Here is a 24,112-nt window from a genome sequence, read left to right as displayed (position 1 = left end):
GACCAGACAAACAGTCTCGGCTCAAGACAGCTTATGTGTGACCATTACCTAAGGCAGTTTTACTTGGCACCACGCCTTGTTCCTCAGAGCTCGCTAAGCGAGTCTTGCTCCTAAACCAGATCGGCCAGCAGAGTTGCGCTAGCTTGCGCCGATGACGGCCTGGTTTGTGGCAGCGTACGGGGCCGATGCTTATTGCCGCTCTCGGCCCGGGTACACTAATCGTGACCGCACGAATGATGCCGTTCTGGTGGCATCCCAATTGGTTGCCCCCAGTAGCCACAGGGGGACCCGGGTTTGGATCTACGCGACTATCTGCGCATTTTACGCCGCAACGTGAAACTCGTTGTAGCCGTGACGATGTTGGGGCTACTGGTCGGTGGCATAGCTTCTGTCCTGGTTAAGCCCACCTATACGTCCCAGACCCAGCTTTTTGTCGCCATCCAAAGCTCGGGCACAATCTCTGAATTGCAGCAGGGAAACACTTTCACTCAGGCACGCGTGCAGTCATACGTCAAGACGGTGACGACTCCAGTTGTGCTACAACCGGCTATAGACAGTCTCGGCCTGGACGTAACGGCGAACGAACTTGCAGGGCGCGTTACAGCAACATCAGACTTAGACACTGTTTTGATCCGGATCTCAGTTGAAGATACTTCTCCCGTCCAAGCTGCAGCAACCGCCCAAGCGGTTGCTGACAGTCTTATACGTGCAATCGACACTTTGGAGAAGCCCAAAACTGGTGGGACCTCACCAGTCAGTCTCTCAGTGATCACACCAGCCCAAGCGCCTTCTGCTCCATCAGCCCCAAACACGAGACTTAACCTAATACTGGGTCTTATGGTTGGGCTGGCTGCCGGCGTCGGCCTTGCAATAGTTCGAGCGACGCTTGATACGCGAATCCGCAGTGAGGCCGACCTACGCACGGTCACGGATTTGCCCGTCTTGGGTGGTATCGCCTTCGATGAAGACGCTGTCCGAAAACCTCTGTTGAGTCAGGCAGGCCCCCGGAGCGCGCGGGGAGAGTCTTTTCGTCAGCTGCGCACAAACTTGCAGTTCGCAAATGTTTCTGAGCATGCGCGCACGGTGCTGATTACTTCGTCACTACCTGGTGAAGGAAAAAGCACAACGGCGACGAACCTCGCCATCTCCCTTGCTCAAGCAGGGCAAACAGTGTGCCTCATTGACGCAGACCTGCGCCGTCCGATGGTCGGTGAGTATCTGGGCCTGGACCGCGCTGCGGGACTTACCACGGCTCTTGTGGGAGCGGCAGACGTCAATGATCTCCTCCAGCCTTGGGGAGATGACGCAATGTATGTGCTGACCTCTGGCCAGATACCTCCAAACCCCAGCGAACTCCTGGGCTCCAACGAGATGAAGCTTCTCATCACACGGCTGGAGGAGGCCTTTGATTCAGTCATAATAGACGCGCCGCCTCTGCTCCCCGTAACAGATGCTGCTGTCCTGTCGCGACATGTGGGGGGCGTCGTAGTAGTCGTGGGTGCACAGAAGCTAAAACACCAGGACCTGACAAAGTCCTTGGACGCATTGCAGATGGTCGATGCAACTGTTCTCGGCGTGGTCATAAACCGCCTGCCGGCGAAGGGCCCAGAAGCCTACTCGTATGGGTATTACGGCCCCATTGACGATGTACCCGAGGGGACAGCCAAACGACGTCAAGGAACCAGTCGAAAGGATGGAGACCAGGCAGCATCGCCGTCGGAGACGATCGATTACCCGGCACTTGATGAGCGTGTCCCCACCGTCTTTCCTGGAAAACGCCGAGGCAACTAGCGTTACCTCGCTCCGTCACTACCGGTAATTTTTAGGCAAAGTCCTCCAAAGTTGATGGGGCTGTTTCGAAAACCCTTAGAACATTAGAGAGGCCCTCTTCGGATGAAAAAACTAAGATCACGGCGAGTACTCATCGTGGAAGGGAACGCAGACGGGCATAGGTTGTCCTATGTCGCCCTGCTGGCATCAGCCGCCACTGCAGCCGGGGACCAAGTTGTTTTCGCCACGAGGGAAAGTGTAATTTCCAGCCAGGAATTCCTCGTGCATATGTCAGAGTTTGGTTCTGACCTCGAGCTGAGAATAACCGCAGACTTCTCCGTACGCGGCGTGGAACGAATGTGCCGCGAGCACGACATAGACCACGCTGTTATTCCGGACGGCGACTCCTTTGCCTATCAGCTTTCAAAGGGTGCGCCGTGGGCCTGGCCCGGAACAGTAACCGCGCTGGTTATGAGAGAAAAAGGACAGCCCTCCCGAATTCCCGGGGCTGTCTTCGCCAAAACTGTCACCAAAGGGTTGCTATTGCTTGCAGCTAACCGCCGGCGTCGCGTTGAAGTCCGTGTCCTTAAGAGCGCCACATGGCGTGGCTTTTCGCTCCTTCCGACGTCCAGAGACCCAGTTGTTCTTAGTAGCCAGGACCAGATTGCGCAGCATTGCACCTTACCCGCCTTAAACGACGGCCTATTTTGGTTCGGAGTGATAGGAAAAATTGGGGATCGTAAAAACCTGCCTCTTGTAACGGCTGCGCTTGCCTCCCTCCAGCGATCGGACATCGGCCTACTCGTAGCGGGTCAAGTCCAAGACGGAATTCTGCCGCAGACCGAGGCGCACTTTGCACGGATGCGCAAGAGTGGTGGACAGGTAGAAATCGTAGATCGGCTCCTTAGTGACGAGGAGTTAGACACGTTGATCCAGCGGCTTGATTGCGTTGTCCTTGCCCACTCTAATGAGGGTCCTAGCGGGATCCTTGGCAAAGCAGTGGCGACTGGAACGAGAATTGTGGCAGCTGGCGCAGTCAGCCTAAGAAGAGACTGCCGACACATAGGAAGTGGATCCGAGTGGTCTCCGTTGGAGAAGCAGCAGTTATCAAAGGTGCTGGCCAGGTCGACTGAAGCTCCACGACCTAATAGGAGCCAACTGGCGTCACCCCATGAATTTGCCGCGGGACTATTGAGGCACCCATAATGAGGCCGTGGGGGGAAAAAGTCAAAAAAAGTATAGGCATACAAGCCGTCGCTCTCGCCTTAACTGCTGGCTGCGCCCAAATAATTGTTGCCCTTCTTTATATCATTTCTGCCAGATCTACAGAGCCCGAAAATTTTGGGCTTGTGGTAACAGCAATCGCTGTTGGAACCACCGCTGTTGGATTTTTGGATTTTGGAACTAACTCACTCTGGGTCCGCGAGATTGCTTCGAGCCGGCTGGATCCGCGGACGTTAGGGCGAAAAATTGCGTCAAAGTTGCTGTACGCATTTGCAGCGCTCGGAGTTTCAACTACTTTGACGGCTATGTTTTTCGGCCCAACAAACATCTGGATGGCTGGCCCAGTAGCGATGTGTCTGCTCGTTAGCCAATCCATTCAGGTCCCGCTCCGCGGCCATGGTCGTGGAGATCTTGTAGCGCTCGCAAATTTGATAGACAAGCTCACCGCAGCGTGTATCTTTGCCCTCCTCCTTGCGCTGAATGTAGTGCCAAGTATGGCTCTTTGGGTCTGTCTCGCCGCTGGTGCCCTCTCATCCGCTTTGTTCGCTTGGAAGATCACACCACGGGAAAACAGAGGGCGCCTGAGTCTTCGACGTCTGGTCAATCCTTGGGCTGGGTCCCGTCATTATGGCGTCGCAAACGTCGCCATAACGGCACAATCGTTGGATATCCCGGCCATGACCATTTTCGGTGGTCCGGGCGCCGCTGGTATATATGCCGCGGTGAGTAGATGGACCCAACCAATGGGTCTTTTAGCAAGCGCCTTCTCCTCAGCTTCTGCGCCACACGTAGCAAGAGCCTCCTCGCTGCGTGAGGCCTGGATAGTTGCTCGAAGATCAAGCTGGCTCTTGGTTACAGCTATGGCGCTCAGTCTCGCTGTAGCCGCGTTTGCCCCTGTCGTGGTGGATTTGCTGATAGGCCCTGATTATGCAGGCTCCGCCGACGTTCTTCGTATTATGGCCTTGACAACCATAGTTGGAATAGCAAATCAACCCTTGTTTGTTTTCCTGCAGTCCCGAGGTTTCGATAAGCCGGTGGCGGTCATAACCGTGGCTGGCATAATAATTCAACTGGGTCTCGTGGTTATTCTGTCCAATCAATTTTCCGCGGTCGGTGCTGCAGTAGCATTTGCTTGCTCACAACTCTTCCTATTCATCTCAATGTCTATAGTGCTTACGGGAGCACGATCGCGGGGCAAACGCGGCGTCAAGACTGTAACCGAAAGGTTAGCCAAAACCCAATGAAGATTCTTCAGGTGTTGCTTAGCCCGAGAATAGGAGGCGCGGAAGCTCTCGTGGACGCGCTTAGTCTCGCGTGGGTTGATTACGGCGCTGAATGTAGAGTGCACTACCTTGACCCACCAAATGACGGACCAAGAAGTCGCCACGCACGTATTTCGCTATTGTCCCGAGCCATTCGGGCATGGGAACCGGACATCATCGTTAGTCATAGCGCCTTGCCTAACACCTACGCACGGTTAGCGGCACGCGGCTCGACGCCTGTGATCACAGTTTTGCACAGCGCAACCGATGATTTTGCCGACCGTTCACTCCGGTGGGCCGAACGTGTGCTGCGTCCCGTAACCGCGAAAGTGGTAGCAGTAAGCCAGAGCCAAGCGGACGAATATAGCGCGCGGTTCGGTCGAAGGGTCCCAGTTCACGTGATCCCGAATGGCATACGTCGGGATGCCCAGGCCAAGACGAAATATCAAGATCGACCGAAGATTGCGTCGACAGTAGCCCGGGTAGCAGCCCAAAAAAACCCTTATCTCTGGTCAGAAGTAGCGCGAATCTTAGGGACAACTGGACCGGAACTCGACCTGCACTGGTGGGGTCCCAGCAGTGTCGACGTCGCTTCTGAGGATGTTTTCGGCACTGACAAGTTGGCTGGAAGCAGAGGACGGTATCTGGGACCGACGCAGGACCCCATATCGGTTCTGGCTTCAAGCGATTTACTATTCCACACGGCGGATAGGGAAGCGCACAGCATCGGCATCCTTGAAGCTGCAGCTGTGGGCTTGCCGGTCGTATGCTCCGCATCCGTGGCGAAAACATTACCGGAAGAGGTCGTAGTCGTTCCATTCAATGATGGCGACGCCGACTCTGCCGTGGCAGCACTTCAATCAGTTGTTGATACTTGGCCCTCCATGGCAAAACGAGCAATGGACGCGTCACCTCTTGTGCGCGAGAGGTTTTCTATTGATCACTGCGCTCGAACCTATGTGTCCCTCTTTACCGACTTGGCTACAACGACCCGTGGCGAGCGGCTTTTTCAATCGTTAGCTGCCTGGGCGCCTGACGCTTTCTCATCGACATTAGGTGTGGTTCGAGAAAGGAATAAGCGTGCAACCGGCCGTTGACGGCGGCGTAGCGTCCCGCAGCTCATCCTCTGCCGTCTCCGTTCTATGGGTGACCAACCTAGCTGCGCCTTATCGCCGACCGGTTTGGCGTGAACTAGCCCGACGACACGACATCACGATTGCATTATTGGAATCGGACAAGAGTCTGGCGGGTGACGCCAAGTCCAACCGGGGACAAGATTGGCTCCACGCTGGTGACGAGCAACTGAGCTTCCAGGAACTGCCCACTTGGAAGTATTCTCGCGGCGAATCTCGCTATTACTTTCTGACGAACATTCGAAGCGCATTCTTGGTGCGCAATCACGATGTGGTACTTTTCGGCGGCTGGGAGTCACCAGCCTATTGGCTTCTCCTAGTGGCATGCTTTATATCGGGAACGGCAACTGTAGGCTTTTACGAAAGCCCACAGAACACGATGACCCACAAGTCGGGTCCGATTTCCGCACTCCGCGCAACATTCTTCCGATCCATGACACGCGTCATTGTGCCCGGTGCTGCTGCCTACGATGCCATGCATGCAATGGGCGTACCAGGTAGTCGCATTCTTCAAGGTTTCAACGCAGTAGACGTCACGGCTTTTCACGAAGCAGCATTCGCATCAACCCGCACCGAGACAGAGTCGAACGAAATCCAGCACCGTTATCTCTACGTTGGTCAACTAATTGCCCGCAAGCGTGTGCACGATGTTATTCAGGCATTTGCTAAGGTCGCTAGGTTTGGGGATGAACTGACTGTCGTTGGCACTGGTGAGCTACTTGAAGATTTACAAAATTTGGCAGCGTCGCATCAGGCAAGGATAACTTTTTTGGGACATGTGCCGAACTCTGAACTACCAAAGATAATGGCAACCCACCATACCCTAATTCTCGCGTCCGCTCGGGAAGTCTGGGGTCTTGTGGTCAACGAAGCCTTGGCATCGGGCATGCACGTGGTCGTAGCAGAGAACTGCGGAGTGTCTCGCTCGGTACGAAGGATGAGCGGCGTATACACAGCTTTAGAGAACCTTCAAGACTTGGCGGAGCAAATGCACAGGTCACGTCAAGAGTGGTCAGGTCGAATTCGCTCGCCAGAGATTTTGCAGTACTCGCCCTCTCAATTTGCAGCCGTGTTTGAACAGGCGTTTGTTGCCGCGCGGAATGCACCAACAACTGTAACCCGAAAAGCTTTTGCGAGGAGAAACCGTTGAACTTGGAATCAGTCCGAAAGTTATCGGATTTTTCGGGCGTCGGATATGACAAAGGCCGATCAAAACTTACCCAGGCTCTTTGGATTTGTCTTTCTTCGCTAGTTGTCGAGCGAATTTGGTGTCCTGCGCACCTGCGCGTCGCCGTCCTCAGGAAGTTCGGCGCGAGGATAGGACAGCGAGTACTGATACGCCACGGTGTGCGTATACATTGGCCATGGAAGTTGACCGTTGGAGACGACGTATGGATCGGCGTAGATGCATGGCTGCTGAACCTTGAACCGATAGATATCGGTTCAAATGTGTGCATTTCACAAGCAGCATTTTTGTGCACTGGAAGCCATCAGGCGGATTCCCCCAGCTTTGAATATGACAATGCTCCGATTCGGGTCTGCGATGGTGCATGGATCGCGGCGAAGGCGATCGTGCTGCGAGGGGTGACTGTCGGAAAACGGGCAGTTGTAGGAGCCGGAGCGCTGGTAGTGCGGGACGTTCCTGAAGGAGCAAGGGCTCTTGCTCCTAAGGCACAGGTCCTGGAAGAAGGAGGGCTTCGATGAGGATCGTCCAAGTAGCCACTCTAGTGACCCCGGACGGAGCCTACGGCGGACCTATCAGAGTGGCGATTAATCAAACACGCTCTCTGCGTGCGGCTGGACACGACGTGGAGCTGGTGGCAGCGGCAAGGGGCTTTGGTACTAACATTCCCGATCTTTTCGACGGGGTCCCGATAAGGCTCTTCCCGGCACGGGCAATTCCGAAATTAGGGTTCTCGGGCACATACGCTCCCGACCTTCAACAATGGCTGAAAGCTAACCTCTCGGCTACGGACGTCGCCCACATTCATATGGGCAGGGACATGGTGACGCTTCCCGCCGCTCTAGCTGCTCGAGCTGCCCGTACTCCCTATATCGTGCAGACGCACGGAATGGTCGCGCCTTCACGGCACCCGCTGGCGGGGATAGTCGACCGAAAATGGACAATACCGGCCCTGCGTGGGGCGGACCATACCTTGTACCTCACGCCAGAAGAATCCGGCGGCCTGAACGGAGTCACTGATCTGGGCGCGAAGCTGGAACAGCTTCACAATGGGGTTCCCGAATCCCCGGTTCCGGTCAGCACAAGCGAAAACGACCCCTTGGAAGTTTTGTTTCTTGCTCGTCTGCACGAGCGCAAGCGCCCGCTTATGTTCGTAGAACTGGCCAAGAGGCTGCATGTTGATCACCCCGGTGTCCGCTTTGTACTAGCCGGACCCGACGGCGGCGAAGGCAGGGCGGTCCAAAGAGCCATCGATTTGTCAGGGATCACGGATGCACTCTCTTGGGAAGGTCCGATTGCCCCGGACCAAACGGCCGAGCGCATCAGCAGGTGCAGCGTGTACGTGTTGCCGTCCATAGACGAACCATTTCCGATGTCTGTGCTGGAGGCTCTCGCCCAGGGAAAACCTGCGGTAGTAACCGAATCATGTGGCCTTGCAGAATCCATCACCTCAGCAGGGGCGGGCGCCGTTTCTGATTCCACGCTGGAGTCGCTGACGACAGCGGTCGATCGGCTCTTGACAGATGCCGCAGAGAGACGCAGTAGTGGCGAAAATGCCTTGGCCTTGGCTCGAACGACATTCAGCATGAACAGGATTGCGGAAAAATTGGAGAATCTATATGAAGGAGCGGTGAGTCATGCCTAGCAGCCGCCGGTCCGTCCTAATCGTGCAGCCTTACGTGCCAAAGTACCGCGAAGCTTTCTTCTCCGCCCTTATAGCTTCCTTGGACGGGGCAGACATCGATTGCAGGGTTGCTGCTGCTGCTCCCCAGCAGGAACAGGCAGAGCGGGGAGACGCCGTCACAGCTGACTGGATTGAGACCTATGAGCCCAAACAGTTACATGTGGGCGGCAGGACCATTGGCTTGGGTGGCGCACGGCGACTTTGGCGCCATGATGACGCTGTTGTGGTGGGTCACTTGGGGTCGTCCTTGGACACCTATCGAGCTATTTATGACGCAGCCAGGAAGCAAATCCGCGTGGGCCTTTGGGGGCACATTAAGTCTTATGTCAATGACGGGAATCCCCTCGATCTGGCGCTGGAACGCTGGCAGTTGCGTCGATCTGACCACGTTTTTGCATACACTCCCGGAGGGTATGACTACGCCATATGCAGCGGTGTGGAGCCGTCACGGGTTACCGCCGTGATGAATGCCACCGATACGACACGTTTGGAGACCGCGCGGGATTCGATTTCCGAATCCCAGAAATTGTCTTTCATGGCCGCGCACAACCTCAGATTGGGCCGGACTTTGGGTTACATCGGCGGCCTCGATTCCAGCAAAAGAATAGACTTTTTGGCTGATTCTCTGGAGCGCCTTTGGGCGCTAGATCCTGATGTAAAACTGATAGTGGCCGGCACCGGCTCGGATGCACACCTCCTGGATGCGGCACGCGCTCGGGGGCAAGTTGTAATGCTCGGATACGCATCAGCTGTCGATCAGGCACTCATTGCGGGCGTATCTTCTGCGTTTCTCATGCCAGGTCGCATCGGGCTTGTAGCCGTAGATGCCCTTGTCCTGAGGAAACCGATTCTTACGACTGCCTGGCCATATCATGCTCCAGAGCACGAATACCTGACCGAGTCGGCCTCGCGTTTTACTTCTGCAAACAACGTGGAATCCTACACGCGACTTGTTCATAATTACCTCGCGGCCGAGCAATCAACTGTTGGTTCACCGAATAACTTCAACTGGGGCTTTCCTACCATTGATAAAATGGTGGACAACTTTGCTTCCGGCATCGTGGCGATGCTTGAACGTCGGCAATGACACCCGAACTGATAAATCCAAAATTAACTAAAGGCTATCATTGCGATGACCAAATTGCGTATTACTATACTTGGACTGAACTACGCTCCTGAGGCGACCGGCAATGCCCCATATACCACCAGTCTCGCGGAAGGCCTCTCCCGGGCCGGACATAGCGTCCACGTGGTGGCTGGCTATCCGCACTACCCCGAGTGGACGCTGCGGGCAGGCTACACCGGCTGGAAACAAGAAGAAGTTATTAACGGGGTGTCCGTCAAACGTCTTCGTCACCATATCCCCGCGAACCCTTCTGCCATTTCTCGCCTCCACATGGAGCTCAGCTTCGGCGTTCGCCTGATTTGCGCCCGGTGGCACAAGCCGGACGTCGTCCTTGTGGTCAGCCCAGCGCTCTTCTCCAGTGCACTTGCCATGCTGCGTATCCGTCTCCGGCCGCGCCGCCCAGCCGTAGGCATTTGGATACAAGATTTGTACAGCCGCGGAGTAGTTGAGACGGGCGCCGGCGGGGGAAAGTTGGCTGGCTTGGCCGCTTCGTTGGAATCTAAAGTTTTACGCTCTGCTGACGGTGTTGCAGCGATTCACGACCGTTTCAAGCGGCACATGGTCTCGTCTCTGGGAGTTACCGACGAGCGCGTACGAGTCATCAGAAACTGGACGCATTTGCCTGATTCCCCCACTTCTGGAGTGAAGGAGATGCGGGCCAGGCTGGGGTGGGCTGCCGTGGACGTGATTGTCCTTCACGCCGGAAACATGGGGAAAAAGCAAGGACTCGAGAACGTTATCGAAGCGGCGCGGATCGCAGACGAACGCAAGAGCGCTGTGCGTTTTGTTCTTATGGGTGACGGCAACCAGCGAAAACAACTTGAAACGTTAGGCGCCGGAATTTCCAGACTCCATTTCCTGGATCCGCTTCCGGATTTGGATTTCCAACGTGCTCTGGCTGCTGCAGACGTTCTGCTGGTGAATGAATTACCTGGGGTCAAAGACATGGCTGTCCCGAGCAAACTGACCTCGTACTTCAACGCAGGCGTTCCCGTCATCGCCGCTACCGATGAGGACAGCGTGACCGCTTTTGAGATATTGAACTCTGGGGGTGGTATGAGGGTTGATGCAGCAGCCCCCGCCGCCTTGGTGGAAGCCGCAGAAGCGCTCGCCCTTGAGCCGCTCACCGCCAAGCGGCTGGCCGAAAGCGCTTTGCGTTTTCGGCGCGAAACATTGTCCGAAGCAACGGCCATCGCCAAGTATGATGACTTCATCACGAGTCTTGCATCGTCGCGCGGCCGATAGGTCGCGCGATTTTTTACTTCAGGGGGGCACCATGACAAAGCGCGCACTTATCACAGGAATTACCGGACAGGACGGTTCCTACCTCGCCGAGCTTCTGCTCAACAAAGGGTACGAAGTTCATGGGCTAATACGCAGGGCCTCAACGTTTAACACAGCACGCATAGACCACCTGTACGTTGATCCGCATGATCCCAAGGCCAAGCTTTTTCTCCACTACGGCGACCTCAGCGACGGCGCCCGGCTGGTTACACTGCTTGCCGAGATAAAGCCTGATGAGGTCTACAATCTCGCTGCTCAATCCCACGTGCGGGTTTCCTTCGACGAGCCTGAGCACACCGGCGACACTACCGGGGTAGGCACCATTCGGCTCTTAGAAGCTGTTCGGATGTCCGGAATTGAGACCAAGTTCTACCAAGCATCTTCGTCAGAGATGTTTGGCGCCACCCCTCCCCCGCAGAACGAGGAGACGCCGTTCTATCCCCGATCGCCGTACGGCGCGGCGAAGGTCTACAGCTACTGGATTACCAAGAATTACCGTGAGGCGTACGGGATGTTTGCTGTCAACGGCATCCTGTTCAACCACGAGTCGCCCCGGCGCGGCGAGACATTCGTAACGCGAAAGATCACCCGGGCAGTTGCAGCAATTAAGGCAGGAAAGCAGGACCTGTTGTATATGGGCAACCTCGACGCCGTTCGTGACTGGGGATATGCCGCAGAATACGTCGAAGGCATGTGGCGGATGTTGCAAGCGGACGAGCCCGACGATTTTGTCTTGGCCACAGGCGGCAACTACACCGTCCGCGATTTCCTCCAGATTGCATTTGAGCATGCCGGCCTGAACTGGGAAGATCACGTCCGATTCGACGAGCGCTACCTTCGCCCCACGGAAGTTGACGCCTTGGTGGGTGACGCGTCCAAGGCGCAGGACAAACTCGGCTGGAAGGCGTCAGTACATACTCCTGAGCTGGCCCGCATCATGGTAGACGCCGATATCCAAGCTCTCAAGCATGCCGGCGGAAACTGGATTGACACCGTCGAGTTATCAAGCTGGAGCAACTGATGGCAGAAAGCGGCACCTTCCAACCACGGCCCCTCGACCGATCCGCGCCCTTTTATGTTGCCGGTCACCGGGGACTCGTGGGATCGGCAATATGGCGGAACTTGGAAGCAGAAGGATTTACCAACCTGGTGGGTAGGGCGTCTTCAGACCTTGACCTGAAGGACCGGGATGCCGTGTTTTCGTTCTTCTCGCTCGTGCAGCCTCGCTACGTGGTTCTCGCGGCCGCGAAGGTGGGAGGTATTCTCGCCAATAACACCTACCCCGTGGACTTCCTAAGCGAAAACCTGCGCATCCAAGTGAACGTTCTCGACGCAGCACGAGAATTCGGCGTTGAAAGACTTCTCTTTCTGGGTTCGTCCTGTATCTACCCGAAGTTTGCGGAACAACCCATTCGTGAGGATTCCCTCCTTACCGGGCACCTCGAACCCACGAACGACGCCTATGCAATTGCAAAGATTGCGGGGATCATGCACATCCAGGCGGTTCGACGGCAGTACGGGCTGCCCTGGATTTCGGCGATGCCAACCAATTTGTACGGACCAGGCGACAACTTCTCTCCTGAAGGGTCGCACGTTTTGCCAGCCTTGATTCGGCGCTACGACGAGGCGGCAAGAGCCGGCACCCAAGTGGTTACTAACTGGGGCTCGGGAACACCACGCCGTGAGTTCCTCCACGTAGATGACATGGCCGCTGCATGTTTGCACCTTATGGAACATTATGACGGCCCCTCTCAGGTCAACGTGGGAACAGGGAAAGATGTCACCATTCGTGAACTCGCCTCACTGGTCGCCGATGCGGTTGGATACTCAGGTGAGATTTTATGGGACACGTCAAAGCCTGACGGCACTCCCCGCAAGCTTCTGGACGTTTCAAAATTAGCCGAAGCAGGCTGGTCCGCTTCCATAGGTCTTGAAGAAGGAATTAAGAGCACAGTGGCGTGGTACAGGGACAATCTGCTTTCGGTTCGCGGCTAGCCATTTCTCTAGGTATGCCATTTGGGGGAGCGGTTTTGAAGGTGGGGGTGTTCGGTGAATGAGGACGCAGATTGGCGGAGGCGTTGGTCACGCCTTTTAGGCGTCGTTGACGCGTTCGTCATTATTTGGGCCGTCGTTGGAGCGTTCATCATCCGTTTCGGGGTGGAGCCCGACTTCATGGTGGCTGGCCAGGAAGTTGCGTACTTGTGGTTGTCGGCGGCCTTGGTAATCGCTTGGTGGTTCATGTTGGGCGCGTGGAACAGCCGTCAGAGCAGGATTCTGGGATCCGGCGCTGATGAATATAAGAGGGTGTCTGCTGCGTCTCTCTGGCTTTTCGGCGTTGTGGCAATAGTTTCTTATGTCCTCCGCTTCGATACGGCCCGCGGTTATGTAGGACTTGCACTGCCGGTTGGTCTGTTGGGCTTGCTGCTTGGACGATGGCTCATCCGGCAGCACCTCAACATCAAACGCCGCCAGGGCAGGCACATGTCGCGATTGCTGCTCCTGGGCGGCCCAGGTGCAGTTTCGCACCTTGCTGCTTCCTTCCGGCGATCAAAAAACGCCGGCTACCTTCCGGTCGCGGCGTATATGCCCGGAGTGCAAAGCCAAGGGCCAGTCGAACCGGACTCCGGGCTGCAGATACTCGGCCACAAGCCTGATACCGTGTCCATAGTTGCCGCTATAGAGACGTGCGGTGCGGACGCGGTTGCAGTATCGGCTGGCGTTCAACTGCACCCGCAAACACTGCGGCACCTGGGCTGGGAACTGGCGTCCCGGAATATAGGCCTGATCATGGCACCGGCTCTTACGGACATCGCCGGTCCACGGATCCATACCCAACAGGTAGCAGGCTTACCGCTGATCCATGTGACCACCCCAACCCTCGAAGGTGGCCAGCGCGTGGCGAAGCGGCTGTTCGACATCGCCGTTTCCGGAGCTCTGCTCGTGCTTGTGTCTCCTGTATTGATGGTCGCTGCAGCTCTTGTACGCCTCGACAGCCCAGGGCCTGTTTTTTTCCGCCAAGAGCGTGTTGGGATGGAGGGCAACCGCTTTGTGATGTTGAAATTTCGGTCAATGGCAGTTGATGCGGAAGCGAAGCTTGCCGCATTGGAGCAGAATAACGAGGGTAGCGGTCCACTCTTCAAGATGAAGAATGACCCACGCATTACACGAGTAGGACGCTTCCTTCGTAGGTTCAGTATCGATGAACTGCCACAGCTTTGTAATGTTCTGGGGGGCTCCATGAGTCTGGTAGGTCCCCGGCCCCCGCTCCCCCGCGAAGTTGAAGCCTATGAACACGATGTCCGTCGGCGTTTGCTCGTAAAGCCAGGGCTAACGGGACTATGGCAGGTCAGCGGCCGTTCCAATCTGTCCTGGCAGGACTCAGTCCGCCTTGACCTTTATTACGTCGAGAATTGGTCCTTGGCAGGTGATTTCAGCATCCTGCTCCGAACCGTGCGGGCTGTCTTCAAAAGCACGGGCGCTTATTAACCAGTAGCCGATCAGTTGACGGCATTATGGGAAGGAACACTCGCATGCGTATCTCTGTTTTAGGCTGCGGATATCTGGGAGCGGTGCATGCAGCCTGCATGGCCAAATTAGGACATGAAGTGGTGGGAATTGACGTCGATGCACGAAAGATTTCCGAACTCTCCCTTGCTAAGGCCCCCTTTTACGAGCCAGGGTTGGACGAATTACTGGCAGAGGTGCAGAGCACAGGAAGGCTGTCGTTTACAACAGACCTATCAGCGGCCCAAGGAAGCCGAGTGCACTTCATTTGTGTTGGCACCCCTCAGAAAAAAGGTGAGAACGGGGCGGACCTGACGTACGTCGAGTCAGCGGTCACCGGCCTATTGCCCCACCTTTCTCCTGGTGACCTCGTTGTTGGCAAGTCCACCGTACCGGTGGGAACAGCTTCGCACCTTGCCGACCGGGTTACGGCGGTGGCACCAGATGCCGATCTAGCATGGAATCCCGAATTTTTGAGGGAAGGGCATGCTGTTTCCGACACTCTACAACCGGACCGCTTTGTTTATGGTGTGGCAAACAGCTCATCGCAGCACCTAACCGTCGAGCTGCTTGACGAAGTGTACGCGGGCCCGCTGTCAGAGGGAACGCCGAGACTGGTCACAGATCTCGCGACTGCGGAACTCGTCAAGACGGCGGCTAATTCCTTTCTGGCTACCAAGATATCCTTCATCAATGCCATGGCGGAGCTTTGCGAAGCGACGGGTGCTGACGTCACGCAACTCGCCGATGCCATCGGAATGGACGACCGAATCGGCCGCAAGTTCCTCAACGCTGGCATTGGGTTCGGGGGTGGTTGCCTTCCTAAAGATATTCGTGCCTTCATGGCGCGAGCAGGTGAGCTCGGAGCCGATCAGGCCCTTACATTCCTAAGGGAAGTGGATTCCATCAACATGCGTAGGCGAAGCCGCGTGGTTGAACTAACGCGCGCCTTATGCGATGGGTCACTACTAGGAAAAAATATCACCGTACTTGGCGCATCCTTCAAGCCTGACAGTGATGATGTCCGGGACTCGCCCGCCCTTAGTGTTGCCGCTCAGCTTCAGCTTCAGGGCGCCATTGTTACGGTGAGCGACCCCAAGGCCCTTAGAAATGCCTCCCTCCGATTTCCGGAGCTGCAGTATGAGCCAAGTACTGAGCTGGCCGTAAAAGGCGCGGATGCGTTGCTGCTGCTCACTGAATGGCAGGAGTACAGAGACCTCGACCCCTGCGAGCTGGTCGATGCAGTGGCCACTCCCCGCATCCTGGATGGACGCAATGTTCTCGATCCAGCGAAATGGCGCGCTGCCGGATGGACTTACCGCGGCCTAGGTCGTCCCTGATAAGTGATGAGGAAAAACATCTCAGATAAACAGCCCGAGCCGAGACTTCACGGGGAAAAGCGTAAGATCCGGCGGCGCCCCTTTGTAGCCGTTCTCACCGGCGTAGCAGCCTTGTTCATCATCATGGGCAGTAGCATTGCTTGGCTGGCAGTCAAGGCATCCACTATCAACAAAGAGCTTGATGCCGCCGCACAACTCTTACCGGCACTCAAGAATGACCTCACAAGTAACAAAGCCGACGACGCAACCGCTGCTGTAGAAAGATTGCGAGTCCATACCGCGGTGGCCAAGGCCGCTGCCGACGATCCGGTTTGGACGCTGGCTTCCAGCGTCCCGGGGCTGGGACCCAACTTCAGCGCAGTAGCCGAAGTCGCCCGATCAGCCGATGATGTCGCGAGTATCGGGCTAACTCCGCTGGTAAAAGTCTTCGCCTCTTTGGATTGGGACAGTGTTCTACCTAGTAGCAACGGCAGCGATCTCGGCCCGTTACAGGCTGCCTCACCCAGCGTTTCGGCAGCAGCACGGACAGTGCGGCTTTCTGCAGAGCGTCTAAACCAAATCGATGAGAGCAATTTGATGCCTCAGGTCTCAGAGCCGTTGGCACAGGTGAGAAAACAACTGGCACAGGTGACCGGTACCCTCGATTCGGCAGCTGCGACTGCGGAGATCCTCCCGGGCATGTTGGGTACGGACACGCCGCGGAGTTACCTCCTTATGATTCAAAACAATGCTGAATCACGAGCCTCGGGAGGTATCCCTGGTGCGCTCGCCATACTGAACTTCGACCAGGGCAAACTCACCTTAGGAGCCCAAAGCAGTGCCAGCTCCGTGGGGACAATGTCTCCCACATTGCCACTTGATGCTGAACAGCAGCAGATCTACTCCGGCCGCCTTGGCAAGTTCATGCAGGACGTCAACCTCACCCCGGATTTTCCATCCGCCGCGAAAATCGCCCAAGAGATGTGGGAGAAGAAGACCGGTCAGCGCGTAGATGGAGTGCTTTCCATAGACCCGGTGGTGCTGGGATATATCCTCAATGCCACTGGTCCGGTCGCCATTACTGACCCGACACTTAATGCTGTAGTAACTGATGTCGGATTGCCGGCAGAGATGAACGGAAGCAACGTCGTGCAAACCCTGCTCTCCGACGTATATACCAAGATCGATGAACCGGCGATGCAGGATGCTTACTTCGCAGGTGTAGCAAAAGAAATCTTCGGGGCCTTGTCCAACGGCAAGGGTGATGCGAAAGGTCTTGTCTCGGGGCTTACACGGGGAGCGGACGAGGGGCGCGTCCTGATTTGGTCCGGGCACAACAAGGAGCAAAGCGTCCTGCTGGATTACCCGTTAAGCGGGTCAATATCAGGGCAAGCTGTGCTGCCCGCACAGTTTGGCGTCTACTTCAACGACGGCACCGGCGCGAAAATGGATTACTACGTTGAACGAACAGTTCAGCTCGTGAAGGAGTGCGCGCGAGACGGCTATGAAGAAACTACAGTCCGCGTCACGTCCACTAATACAGCATCCCCCGACGCCGCCACGGCCCTCCCTGAATACGTCACCGGAGGCGGCGTTTACGGGGTACCGCCAGGATCAGTCCAGACGAATATTGCCGTCTACGGTCCCGTCCAGGCAAACGTCGAGACCGTCAAACTTGACGGCGCAAAGGTCGAGTTCGCCCCCTACCTCCACAGCAACAGGCCGGTAGGCGTCTTCACTGTGCAGCTGGCCCCCGGAGAAATTAAGACTGTGGACTTTACCTTCAGCAAAATAGTCCAGCATGCGGAACCTAACGTTTTTGTCACGCCTACTGTTCAGGATGTAAAGGATGTGACCTTACCCACAGAAAACGCAACCTGCGGCTAGAAGATGGGAACTTCGCGTAAACACTATGTAAACCGACTGCATTGACGTTGCTCACAGTCAGAAGCAGATGGTAGCGTCTCTCTTGGGATCATTATCCGTAAGTTCCGTACAGGTCTCGTGCGGAGAGGAAAATTTCCTCACAATCGGGTACACCAAAACTTATACGTCTCCGGGGGGACACTCATGAAGAAAACACTCGCAGCACTCGCACTCGCTGGTTCACTTGCGCTCATCGGCTCACCCGCCGTTGCAGCCACCTACCCTGCTCTTCCGCCGCAGGCGAATGTCTCCGACGGAACCGTCGGCCCGGGCGAACGCTTCGTATTCCGCGGCCAGGGATTCCTTGCCGGTGAATCTCTGACAATCAACGTTACTCCCGGCAACCCGCCGGCCGCTTCCGGAGCAAACGTCCCCGGCGGCCGGTCAGTTGCAGCACGCATCGCTGTTGTAACAGAAGCACAGACCCTCAAGGCAACAGCTGACGCTCAGGGCGCTTTCTCCGTGGAGATCGCGATCAACGAAGCGGGCAGCTACGCTCTCACTGCCACAGGTGACACCTCAAAGGTGACCGTCGGCCCGGTCCGAGTTGTTGTTGCTCCCGGTTTTGCCAACAACGGCGCTGCGGGGTCTAACGCTGGCGGCGTGGCACTGGCCAACACAAGCGGAACGGGCCTTGCCAACACCGGTGCTGACTCCGGCCTGGTCCTGTGGACCCTGGTGGGCGCAGGCGCACTGGCCGCCGGCGCAACCTCGGTAGTGGTTGTTCGTCGCCGTGCCAAGGCTGAGGTAGCTGCATAACAGCACCACCCAAGAACCACCGAAGAAGGTGGGTGTACTCCGGAAACGGAGAACACCCGCCTTCTTCGTTTAACGTCTCAAGACCCCGGGCCACCAAACGGGCGGCTCGGCTGTGGTATCAATATGAGCTATGGGGAGACATTGGCGAAAAGCACCACGGCAGCACGACTTCTCCTTTCCCCTCCCCAGCAACCACGCGCTCCCCTACATCCTTCTGGCACTGCTGGCGGTTGCCGCCTTGAGTACCGCAGCGCTAGCCCTTCTACGGACCTCCTGAAGGCCCTGTGAGGCGGCTCGAGAACTACCGGCTCTGGCGCTTTGCTCTTATCGCCGTGCTGGTCCCTCTGGCGTTTATTGCCTTCTGGCCGAGCCCAGTGGACCAGCCGGTTCAGGGCCAGCTCGCAGCCGTCCTGAATTTCCTCCACCACCACGGAGTTCCTGGGTGGTTTAATTACCGATTTGTGGAAGCGTCCGCCAACCTGGCACTTTTCGTCCCCGTTGGAGTAGTAAGCTCGTTGGCTTTTCCCAGCTGGCCTTGGTGGAAAATCGGCGCATTCGGATTCCTCATTTCCTGCTGCATGGAACTGGGCCAACTGCTGTTTCTTCACGACCGTTTTCCAAGCCCGATTGACCTTATGACAAACACGTCAGGCGCTGTCATGGGCGCCATCCTAGCCGCGGCAGCCCTTAAGGAACTACAGGTCCGCCGCCTTCCGGCAGCGGACCTGTAGGCAGGTCTGTAGCGTCGCCTAGTTGACGAAGCCCTTCATCCAGGTCTTCAGGTCCTCGCCGAACTCCACCCGCTCGGACGCGAGGGTGATGACGGCTTTGAGGTAGCTGAGCTTGTCACCAGTGTCGAAGCGGCGGCCCTTGAACACCACGCCGTACACGCCGGAGCCTTCGCCCTCGCCGGCGGCCAGGGTCTGCAGCGCATCCGTCAGCTGGATCTCATTGCCGCGGCCCGGCTCGGTCTCCTCCAGGATGCCGAACACGGCAGGGTGCAGCACGTACCGGCCGATCACGGCCAGGTTGGACGGCGCATCCCCCACCGCAGGCTTCTCCACGAGACTGTTCACCTTGACATAATCCTCGCCCTCCACCGCGGTGATGTCGGCGCAGCCGTACGCGCTGATCTGGGCCGGATCCACCTCAATGAGCGCGATAACCGAACCGCCGGTCTTCTGCTGCACATCCATCATGGTGGTGAGCAGGTCCTCGGCCTCGTCGATAAGGTCATCGCCCAGCAGGACGGCGAACGGCTCGTTGCCCACGTGCTGGCTGGCGCACAGCACCGCGTGGCCCAGGCCCTTCGCCTCGCCCTGGCGGACGTAGTGGATGGGGCCGAGCTCGGAGGCGTACTGCACGGACTCCAGCTTGTCCTTGTCTCCCTTGAGCTCCAGGGCACGTTCCAGGCCGGGCTCGCGGTCAAAGTGGTCCTCGAGCGAGCGCTTGTTGCGCCCCGTGATCATCAGCAGGTCGGTGAGGCCGGACTTAACCGCTTCCTCAACGACGTACTGGATTGCCGGCCGGTCTACCACCGGCAGCATTTCCTTTGGCATTGCCTTGGTGGCGGGCAGGAAGCGAGTTCCCAATCCGGCAGCAGGAATGACGGCTTTGGTTATTGCTTTCCCCGTTGTCATAGCTGTACCCTACAAATCCCGGGCGGGAGATAGCAATTTTCCACATGTAAAGCGTGGCTGGCGGACTCCTTGTGAAGCCTTGGGACGCTCGGTGCGTGCGATGCCACAGAGTAACCGCGAGGACCGAGGAGCGGAACGCAGGAAGCGAGCCCACCTGGCACGGTGCTGCAGGAACCGTCCGCGCAAGGACATGTCCGCGTAGATGTTTGCGCTGAGGAAAGCCTCCTGGGGCGGGAAAGCACCATGCCACAACATTCTTGGTTTGTCCTGCCATGGAGCCTGAACAATGGCGATGAGATGGGCGCTTCCCGGTTCCTTGGCTACTAACCGGTTATGCCATTCCCTGGATGGCTGTGGCCACTCCACTGCCGCATCTTTGGGGAGCAGGGCTTCGAGAAAGGGGCGCCCGGCGGCCAGGGAGCCAGTGGCTGTGGCTGACTCCAGTACAGCGGGCGCATGCGATTGGCACCGCGTGACCTGGGCAAGAAACTCGAGCTCCTGCCGACATGCAGGCAGTTGGGCTGACCGGAGGGCATGGAGCGCCAGAATCAGGATTCCCAGGGCCTTCGACGGTACGCGCACTTTCTGTCCTGCAAGGTCAAGCGTCTCAGTGTTCGCGAACATGACGTCGAAACACTCAGCTGCCGGAGTTTCCATGCCGGGGAACCTGAAGTGGACGTCAATGCAACATGGCCACTCGGGGTGATGGAGCGTAACGGAGTGCTTGGGGAAAGCCCTGTTTTCAGGATCCACAGGGCGTTCCCGCCAGCCCCGCTCCCGGAGTCCTTGCAGCATCTTTTCCAGATTGTGGGGAGCCACAAAAACGTCAACGTCGCGGGAGGTTTTGGGCAGGCGTAGCCCCTGGACCGCACTTGCCGGTCCCTTGATAAAGAAGGCCCTGATACCCAGTCTGTCCGCCACACGGGACACGAGGGCGTGGCCCAGGAGCACGCCCTCGGGAGTGCTAAGACGCGTTCTAATATCACTGCCTGTCATTGGAAGCACCTAGTCCTTGGCCCTGCGCCCGCTTAGCGCGGCTTCAAATGCGCTCTCGTCTTCGATACGCCGCTCACGGCCTGGTGACCGGGTTTCAGCTTGTGACGCGGGACTGAGCGTGGAGGTGTACGTTCCGTAGTACGAGTAGGCGTCCGTTCCCCGCGTCGGCACGCAGTTGAGGACCGCGCCCAGTATCCGTCCCTTTACCTTCTCGAGATTGCCCAGCGATTGCTCCAATTGCTCCTGGGTAGTCTTCCCTGCCCGTATCACCACAATCGCACCGTCGGCAACGCGGGAAAGGACAGCAGCGTCCGTCACCGGTAGCAGCGGCGGTGCATCGATGAGAACAACAGCGTCTTCGGCCAAGGCCTTCAGCATCTTCTCCATAGCCCGAGACCCGAGCAGCTCACTGGGGTTCGGCGGGATGCGGCCTGAACCAAGGACGAAGAGATTCGGCAACGCACCCCAGGGCTGGAGGACGTCCGCCAACTCAGCCGTGCCGGTCAGTACGTCCGTGACACCGGCTCCCGGTACAAGGTTGAAAACATCCACCAGCGTGGGCCGGCGGAGGTCGCCGTCGACCACTACGACGTTTTGGCCAGCGGCTGCCATGGTGACCGCGAGATTGGCCGTGACAGTAGATTTGCCTTCCGTCTGCACCGAGCTGGTAACCACGATGATCCGCGGCGGCTGGTCCACATCAAGGAAGCTAAGGTTGGTGCGCAGTTCCCTGAGGGCCTCGGCCATCGCTCCCCCCGCGTCGTGGACTTGCGCGGCGGTGCCGGCGTCCAGGATGGTGCTTTTTTCATCCAGGCGATGGTCCACAGGCAGGGTGCCGACTACCGGAACACCGAAGAGCAGCTCTACGTCGGCGGCCTTGCGGATGCGTCGGTCAAGGTGACGACGGAGCACCGCGTACGCGACCCCGAAAGCCAAGCCGACGAGGGCCCCCAGCAGCAAGTTGAGCTTGGTATTGGGTGAGGTGGGGCTGGTGGGGAGGACTGCCTTGCCCAGCGGAAGCACCCGGACAGCCGTTGCAGAGACAATCGTGGATTCAGGCGTTACGGCGGCGCCGGGACCAGCGGCTGGGTCTGCGGGTGGAGCAGTTTCGATCGCTTCTACCTGGGCAGCGAGGCCGTTGACCCAGGCATCGGCCACGCGTTGTGCGGTGGCGGGGTCAGTAGACTCGGCAGTTACCCGGATTTCCGCGGTGTCCAGGGGGACCTTCACGCTGATGGCGCCGAGCAGGGCGTCGGCAGTGGTTTTCAGCTCCAGGGAGGAGATGACGCGGTCCGCCACGAGCCGCGACTTTGCCACAGACTCGTAGTTCTTGACCTTGGCCTTCGCCAGGCTGTCCCCGGCGAGAGACAGGCTCACGTTGTCCGAGCCCGGCGTTACCACAATGCCGCTGGAATCCGAGGAGTAGATTTTGGGCTGGAGGACGGTCCAGCCGCCCGCGGTCACGGTGGCCAGCAGGGTGAAGGCGACAATTGCCTTCCAGTACACCCGAAGGATGCGGAGGTAGTCCGCCAGGTCCAGGCCGGGGGGCGCTTCCGCCGTGGCTGCTGTTTTGCTCATGGTGCGTCCTTAGATTCGAGTTCTTCGGTTTCCCGGACTTTGCTGCCGGGATGCTGCATGGGGTGGTCTCCCGATTGGGCGGCTACGCGCTGCCCTTGGTTAAGACGGATTTCTGGATAAGTTGCGCTGTGGCTGCCGCGACGGCGTGCCGGTACCCTTCCGGAGTTCCGTGCACCCTGCCGACGTCCTCAGCAAGCTGGACCAGCGGGACTGGGCTGGCGGATGCTGCCCAGATGGCCGGACCGATCCCGCTGAGCCTCACGATCTCGCTGTCCAGCATCACCAGCAGATCGCTGCCGATGCTTACGACATCTTTCGCTGCTGTGCGCCGCACCCAGCCGTCCGAGATGTGGCCGGGCTGTACTTCGTCTGTTGGGCCGGCTTCCCATTCCGGCTCCGCCTTGGGCTGCGGCTGGAACAACGGCTCCAGTGCCGCCGGCAGGTCGGCAGCTTCCGAGTAGGTCACCTGCCACACTCCCCCGACAGTGTCGATCAGGCGGCACAGCGACTGCAGGGGCTCCGCAAACTCTGCCTGAGAGGATGAGTCTGGAATCAAAGCGAGCAGGGCATCGGCCAGCGGCACCCGCTCCAACTCCGGAGCTATTGGGTGGGCACTTTCAACGCGGTTCAGCAGGACGATCGACTGGATGAAGGGCTTGGCCGGGGCCGGCAGGAGTTTTAGCTCGTCCGGTCCCAGCTGGCGTTTGGCCTTGCCCTGCCCCTGTTTGACAGACAAGGGCTTGGGATACGGCACCACTGAACCGTCCGGGCTTATGGCGACGGTTTCATCCGTGACATACCCGTATCTCCGGGCCAGCATCGAGGCTGCGGTGGTTTTACCCGTCCCCGACTTTGCCACGAGGGCAACCACCGCCCCCGTGGCAGGGTCAGCCACTCCACAGGCGTGAAGCATTGTGAGTACGCCGGCATTGGCCAGGATGGCGGCCACGGTCAGCCGGGACGTAAGGTTCTCAGCCAACTCCTCAAAGGAGGCTGCCTCCAGCCGGAAAGTGCCGGCGTCGTCATTTCGCGACCGATACGTTACTGAAGCAGAAAACGGCTGGGCGTCGGTGGGGTCCACCGGCGGCGGTGCCAAAGGCTCCTCGGTGCTGGCGCACCGGGCCCAGGCCGAGCTCATGATTTCCTGCTGCTCCAGGGGAACCCCCCGGCCCCACCGGACAGTGAACTGCGTCCCGAGCACATCCACGCACAGCAGATCGCTGCCGTCCGGCAATTCCTCAAACTTGCCTGGCGCCCACGCCATTCGTGCCTTGCCCATGATTCCCCCCGGAATTGAAGCTGCTAAAGCGAAGTGTTTGGTGAAGCCTCAATCAGGCGCTGGGCTTCCAGGCTGGCCAGGAAGCCCAGCACTTGGGACTGCATTTGCCCCGATGGATCCTCAAAGGTGGCCTCAAGCTCGGCGACGATGTCCTGCTCGTTCCGCTGGCCGTCGATCAGGTCCCAGATGGCTGCAGCTGTGCCCTCCAACACGATGGGCTGGTTGGCGTCCAGATGGAGCAGGGCAACCCGATTGGTGCCGTCGGTTCGGACTTCAGCCACCAGAGCGGTGTGGTTCCAGATCATGGGAACGTGACGGTCAGGATTGAATTTCCCGGTAGAGAGGCCCCGCCGATTGTTACCATCAAATCGAATCTGTACGTATATGTTCCGGACTTATTCGGCTTGGTATAGCTGAACCCGCCGAGTTCGACACGGAGGGCATG

Annotated in this window: 19 protein-coding genes; 14 read left to right on the top strand and 5 right to left on the bottom strand. The window is 57.9% G+C overall.

Annotated features, from left to right (window positions below; all coding sequences use genetic code 11):
- Positions 1 to 294 precede the first annotated feature (294 nt).
- The 14 genes from WHH00_RS03790 (at position 295) to WHH00_RS03725 (ending at position 18,905) form a co-directional block, all read left to right on the top strand.
- Positions 295 to 1,791, top strand: a complete 1,497-nt coding sequence (locus WHH00_RS03790) for a polysaccharide biosynthesis tyrosine autokinase (protein WP_406636667.1) — start codon at positions 295 to 297, stop codon at positions 1,789 to 1,791.
- Between the two features lie 1,184 nt (positions 1,792 to 2,975).
- Positions 2,976 to 4,238, top strand: coding sequence for a lipopolysaccharide biosynthesis protein (locus tag WHH00_RS03785; protein ID WP_406636665.1), 1,263 nt, complete (start codon positions 2,976 to 2,978; stop codon positions 4,236 to 4,238).
- Positions 4,235 to 5,353, top strand: a complete 1,119-nt coding sequence (locus tag WHH00_RS03780) for a glycosyltransferase (RefSeq protein WP_406636663.1) — start codon at positions 4,235 to 4,237, stop codon at positions 5,351 to 5,353. Before WHH00_RS03785 ends, WHH00_RS03780 begins: the two co-directional genes overlap by 4 nt.
- Before the next feature lie 49 nt (positions 5,354 to 5,402).
- Positions 5,403 to 6,539 carry a glycosyltransferase family 4 protein gene (locus WHH00_RS03775; RefSeq protein ID WP_406636661.1) on the top strand — a complete coding sequence of 379 codons (1,137 nt, stop codon included), beginning with the start codon at positions 5,403 to 5,405 and terminating at the stop codon, positions 6,537 to 6,539.
- 550 nt (positions 6,540 to 7,089) lie between these two features.
- The gene (locus WHH00_RS03770; protein WP_406636659.1) at positions 7,090 to 8,217 is read left to right on the top strand and encodes a glycosyltransferase; all 1,128 of its coding nucleotides are present in this window, start codon (positions 7,090 to 7,092) and stop codon (positions 8,215 to 8,217) included.
- A gap of 34 nt (positions 8,218 to 8,251) precedes the next feature.
- Positions 8,252 to 9,343, top strand: a complete 1,092-nt coding sequence (locus WHH00_RS03765) for a glycosyltransferase (RefSeq protein WP_406636657.1) — start codon at positions 8,252 to 8,254, stop codon at positions 9,341 to 9,343.
- A 45-nt stretch (positions 9,344 to 9,388) separates the two neighbouring features.
- The gene (locus WHH00_RS03760) at positions 9,389 to 10,627 is read left to right on the top strand and encodes a glycosyltransferase family 4 protein (RefSeq protein WP_406636655.1); all 1,239 of its coding nucleotides are present in this window, start codon (positions 9,389 to 9,391) and stop codon (positions 10,625 to 10,627) included.
- 31 nt (positions 10,628 to 10,658) lie between these two features.
- On the top strand, positions 10,659 to 11,687 hold the full coding sequence (gene gmd / locus WHH00_RS03755; RefSeq protein ID WP_406636653.1) for a GDP-mannose 4,6-dehydratase: 1,029 nt from the start codon (positions 10,659 to 10,661) through the stop codon (positions 11,685 to 11,687).
- The gene (locus tag WHH00_RS03750) at positions 11,687 to 12,661 is read left to right on the top strand and encodes a GDP-L-fucose synthase family protein (protein ID WP_406636651.1); all 975 of its coding nucleotides are present in this window, start codon (positions 11,687 to 11,689) and stop codon (positions 12,659 to 12,661) included. The genes gmd and WHH00_RS03750 overlap by 1 nt, the downstream gene beginning before the upstream one ends.
- Before the next feature lie 54 nt (positions 12,662 to 12,715).
- Positions 12,716 to 14,152, top strand: coding sequence for a sugar transferase (locus tag WHH00_RS03745; RefSeq protein WP_406636649.1), 1,437 nt, complete (start codon positions 12,716 to 12,718; stop codon positions 14,150 to 14,152).
- 44 nt (positions 14,153 to 14,196) lie between these two features.
- The gene (locus tag WHH00_RS03740) at positions 14,197 to 15,510 is read left to right on the top strand and encodes a UDP-glucose dehydrogenase family protein (protein ID WP_406636647.1); all 1,314 of its coding nucleotides are present in this window, start codon (positions 14,197 to 14,199) and stop codon (positions 15,508 to 15,510) included.
- A 6-nt stretch (positions 15,511 to 15,516) separates the two neighbouring features.
- On the top strand, positions 15,517 to 17,376 hold the full coding sequence (locus WHH00_RS03735; protein ID WP_406636645.1) for a DUF4012 domain-containing protein: 1,860 nt from the start codon (positions 15,517 to 15,519) through the stop codon (positions 17,374 to 17,376).
- Between the two features lie 183 nt (positions 17,377 to 17,559).
- Positions 17,560 to 18,174, top strand: coding sequence for an LPXTG cell wall anchor domain-containing protein (locus tag WHH00_RS03730; RefSeq protein WP_231456731.1), 615 nt, complete (start codon positions 17,560 to 17,562; stop codon positions 18,172 to 18,174).
- Between the two features lie 284 nt (positions 18,175 to 18,458).
- Positions 18,459 to 18,905, top strand: coding sequence for a VanZ family protein (locus tag WHH00_RS03725; protein WP_406636643.1), 447 nt, complete (start codon positions 18,459 to 18,461; stop codon positions 18,903 to 18,905).
- A gap of 18 nt (positions 18,906 to 18,923) precedes the next feature.
- On the opposite strand, the gene galU is transcribed toward WHH00_RS03725, so the two are convergent.
- The 5 genes from galU to WHH00_RS03700 form a co-directional block, all read right to left on the bottom strand.
- The gene (gene galU, locus WHH00_RS03720; RefSeq protein WP_406636641.1) at positions 18,924 to 19,814 is read right to left on the bottom strand and encodes a UTP--glucose-1-phosphate uridylyltransferase GalU; all 891 of its coding nucleotides are present in this window, start codon (positions 19,812 to 19,814) and stop codon (positions 18,924 to 18,926) included.
- Between the two features lie 9 nt (positions 19,815 to 19,823).
- Positions 19,824 to 20,810, bottom strand: a complete 987-nt coding sequence (locus WHH00_RS03715) for a nucleotidyltransferase family protein (RefSeq protein WP_406636639.1) — start codon at positions 20,808 to 20,810, stop codon at positions 19,824 to 19,826.
- A 9-nt stretch (positions 20,811 to 20,819) separates the two neighbouring features.
- Positions 20,820 to 22,388 (bottom strand): polysaccharide biosynthesis tyrosine autokinase, encoded by a 1,569-nt coding sequence (locus WHH00_RS03710; RefSeq protein ID WP_406636637.1) that lies wholly within the window; start codon positions 22,386 to 22,388, stop codon positions 20,820 to 20,822.
- 82 nt (positions 22,389 to 22,470) lie between these two features.
- A complete protein-coding gene (locus WHH00_RS03705; RefSeq protein ID WP_406636635.1) occupies positions 22,471 to 23,667 on the bottom strand; it encodes an ATP-binding protein in 1,197 nt (398 codons plus the stop codon).
- Positions 23,668 to 23,690: 23 nt separating this feature from the next.
- Entirely contained in the window at positions 23,691 to 23,948 is a 258-nt protein-coding gene (locus WHH00_RS03700) for a PqqD family protein (protein WP_406636633.1), read from the bottom strand.
- Positions 23,949 to 24,112: the final 164 nt, after the last annotated feature.

The organism is Pseudarthrobacter quantipunctorum, assembly GCF_045291495.1.
In the GTDB taxonomy this organism is placed as follows: Bacteria; Actinomycetota; Actinomycetes; order Actinomycetales; family Micrococcaceae; genus Arthrobacter; species Arthrobacter quantipunctorum.
The sequence above is the reverse complement of the archived record's forward strand: the minus strand, read 5'-3'. Positions and strand labels throughout refer to the sequence as shown.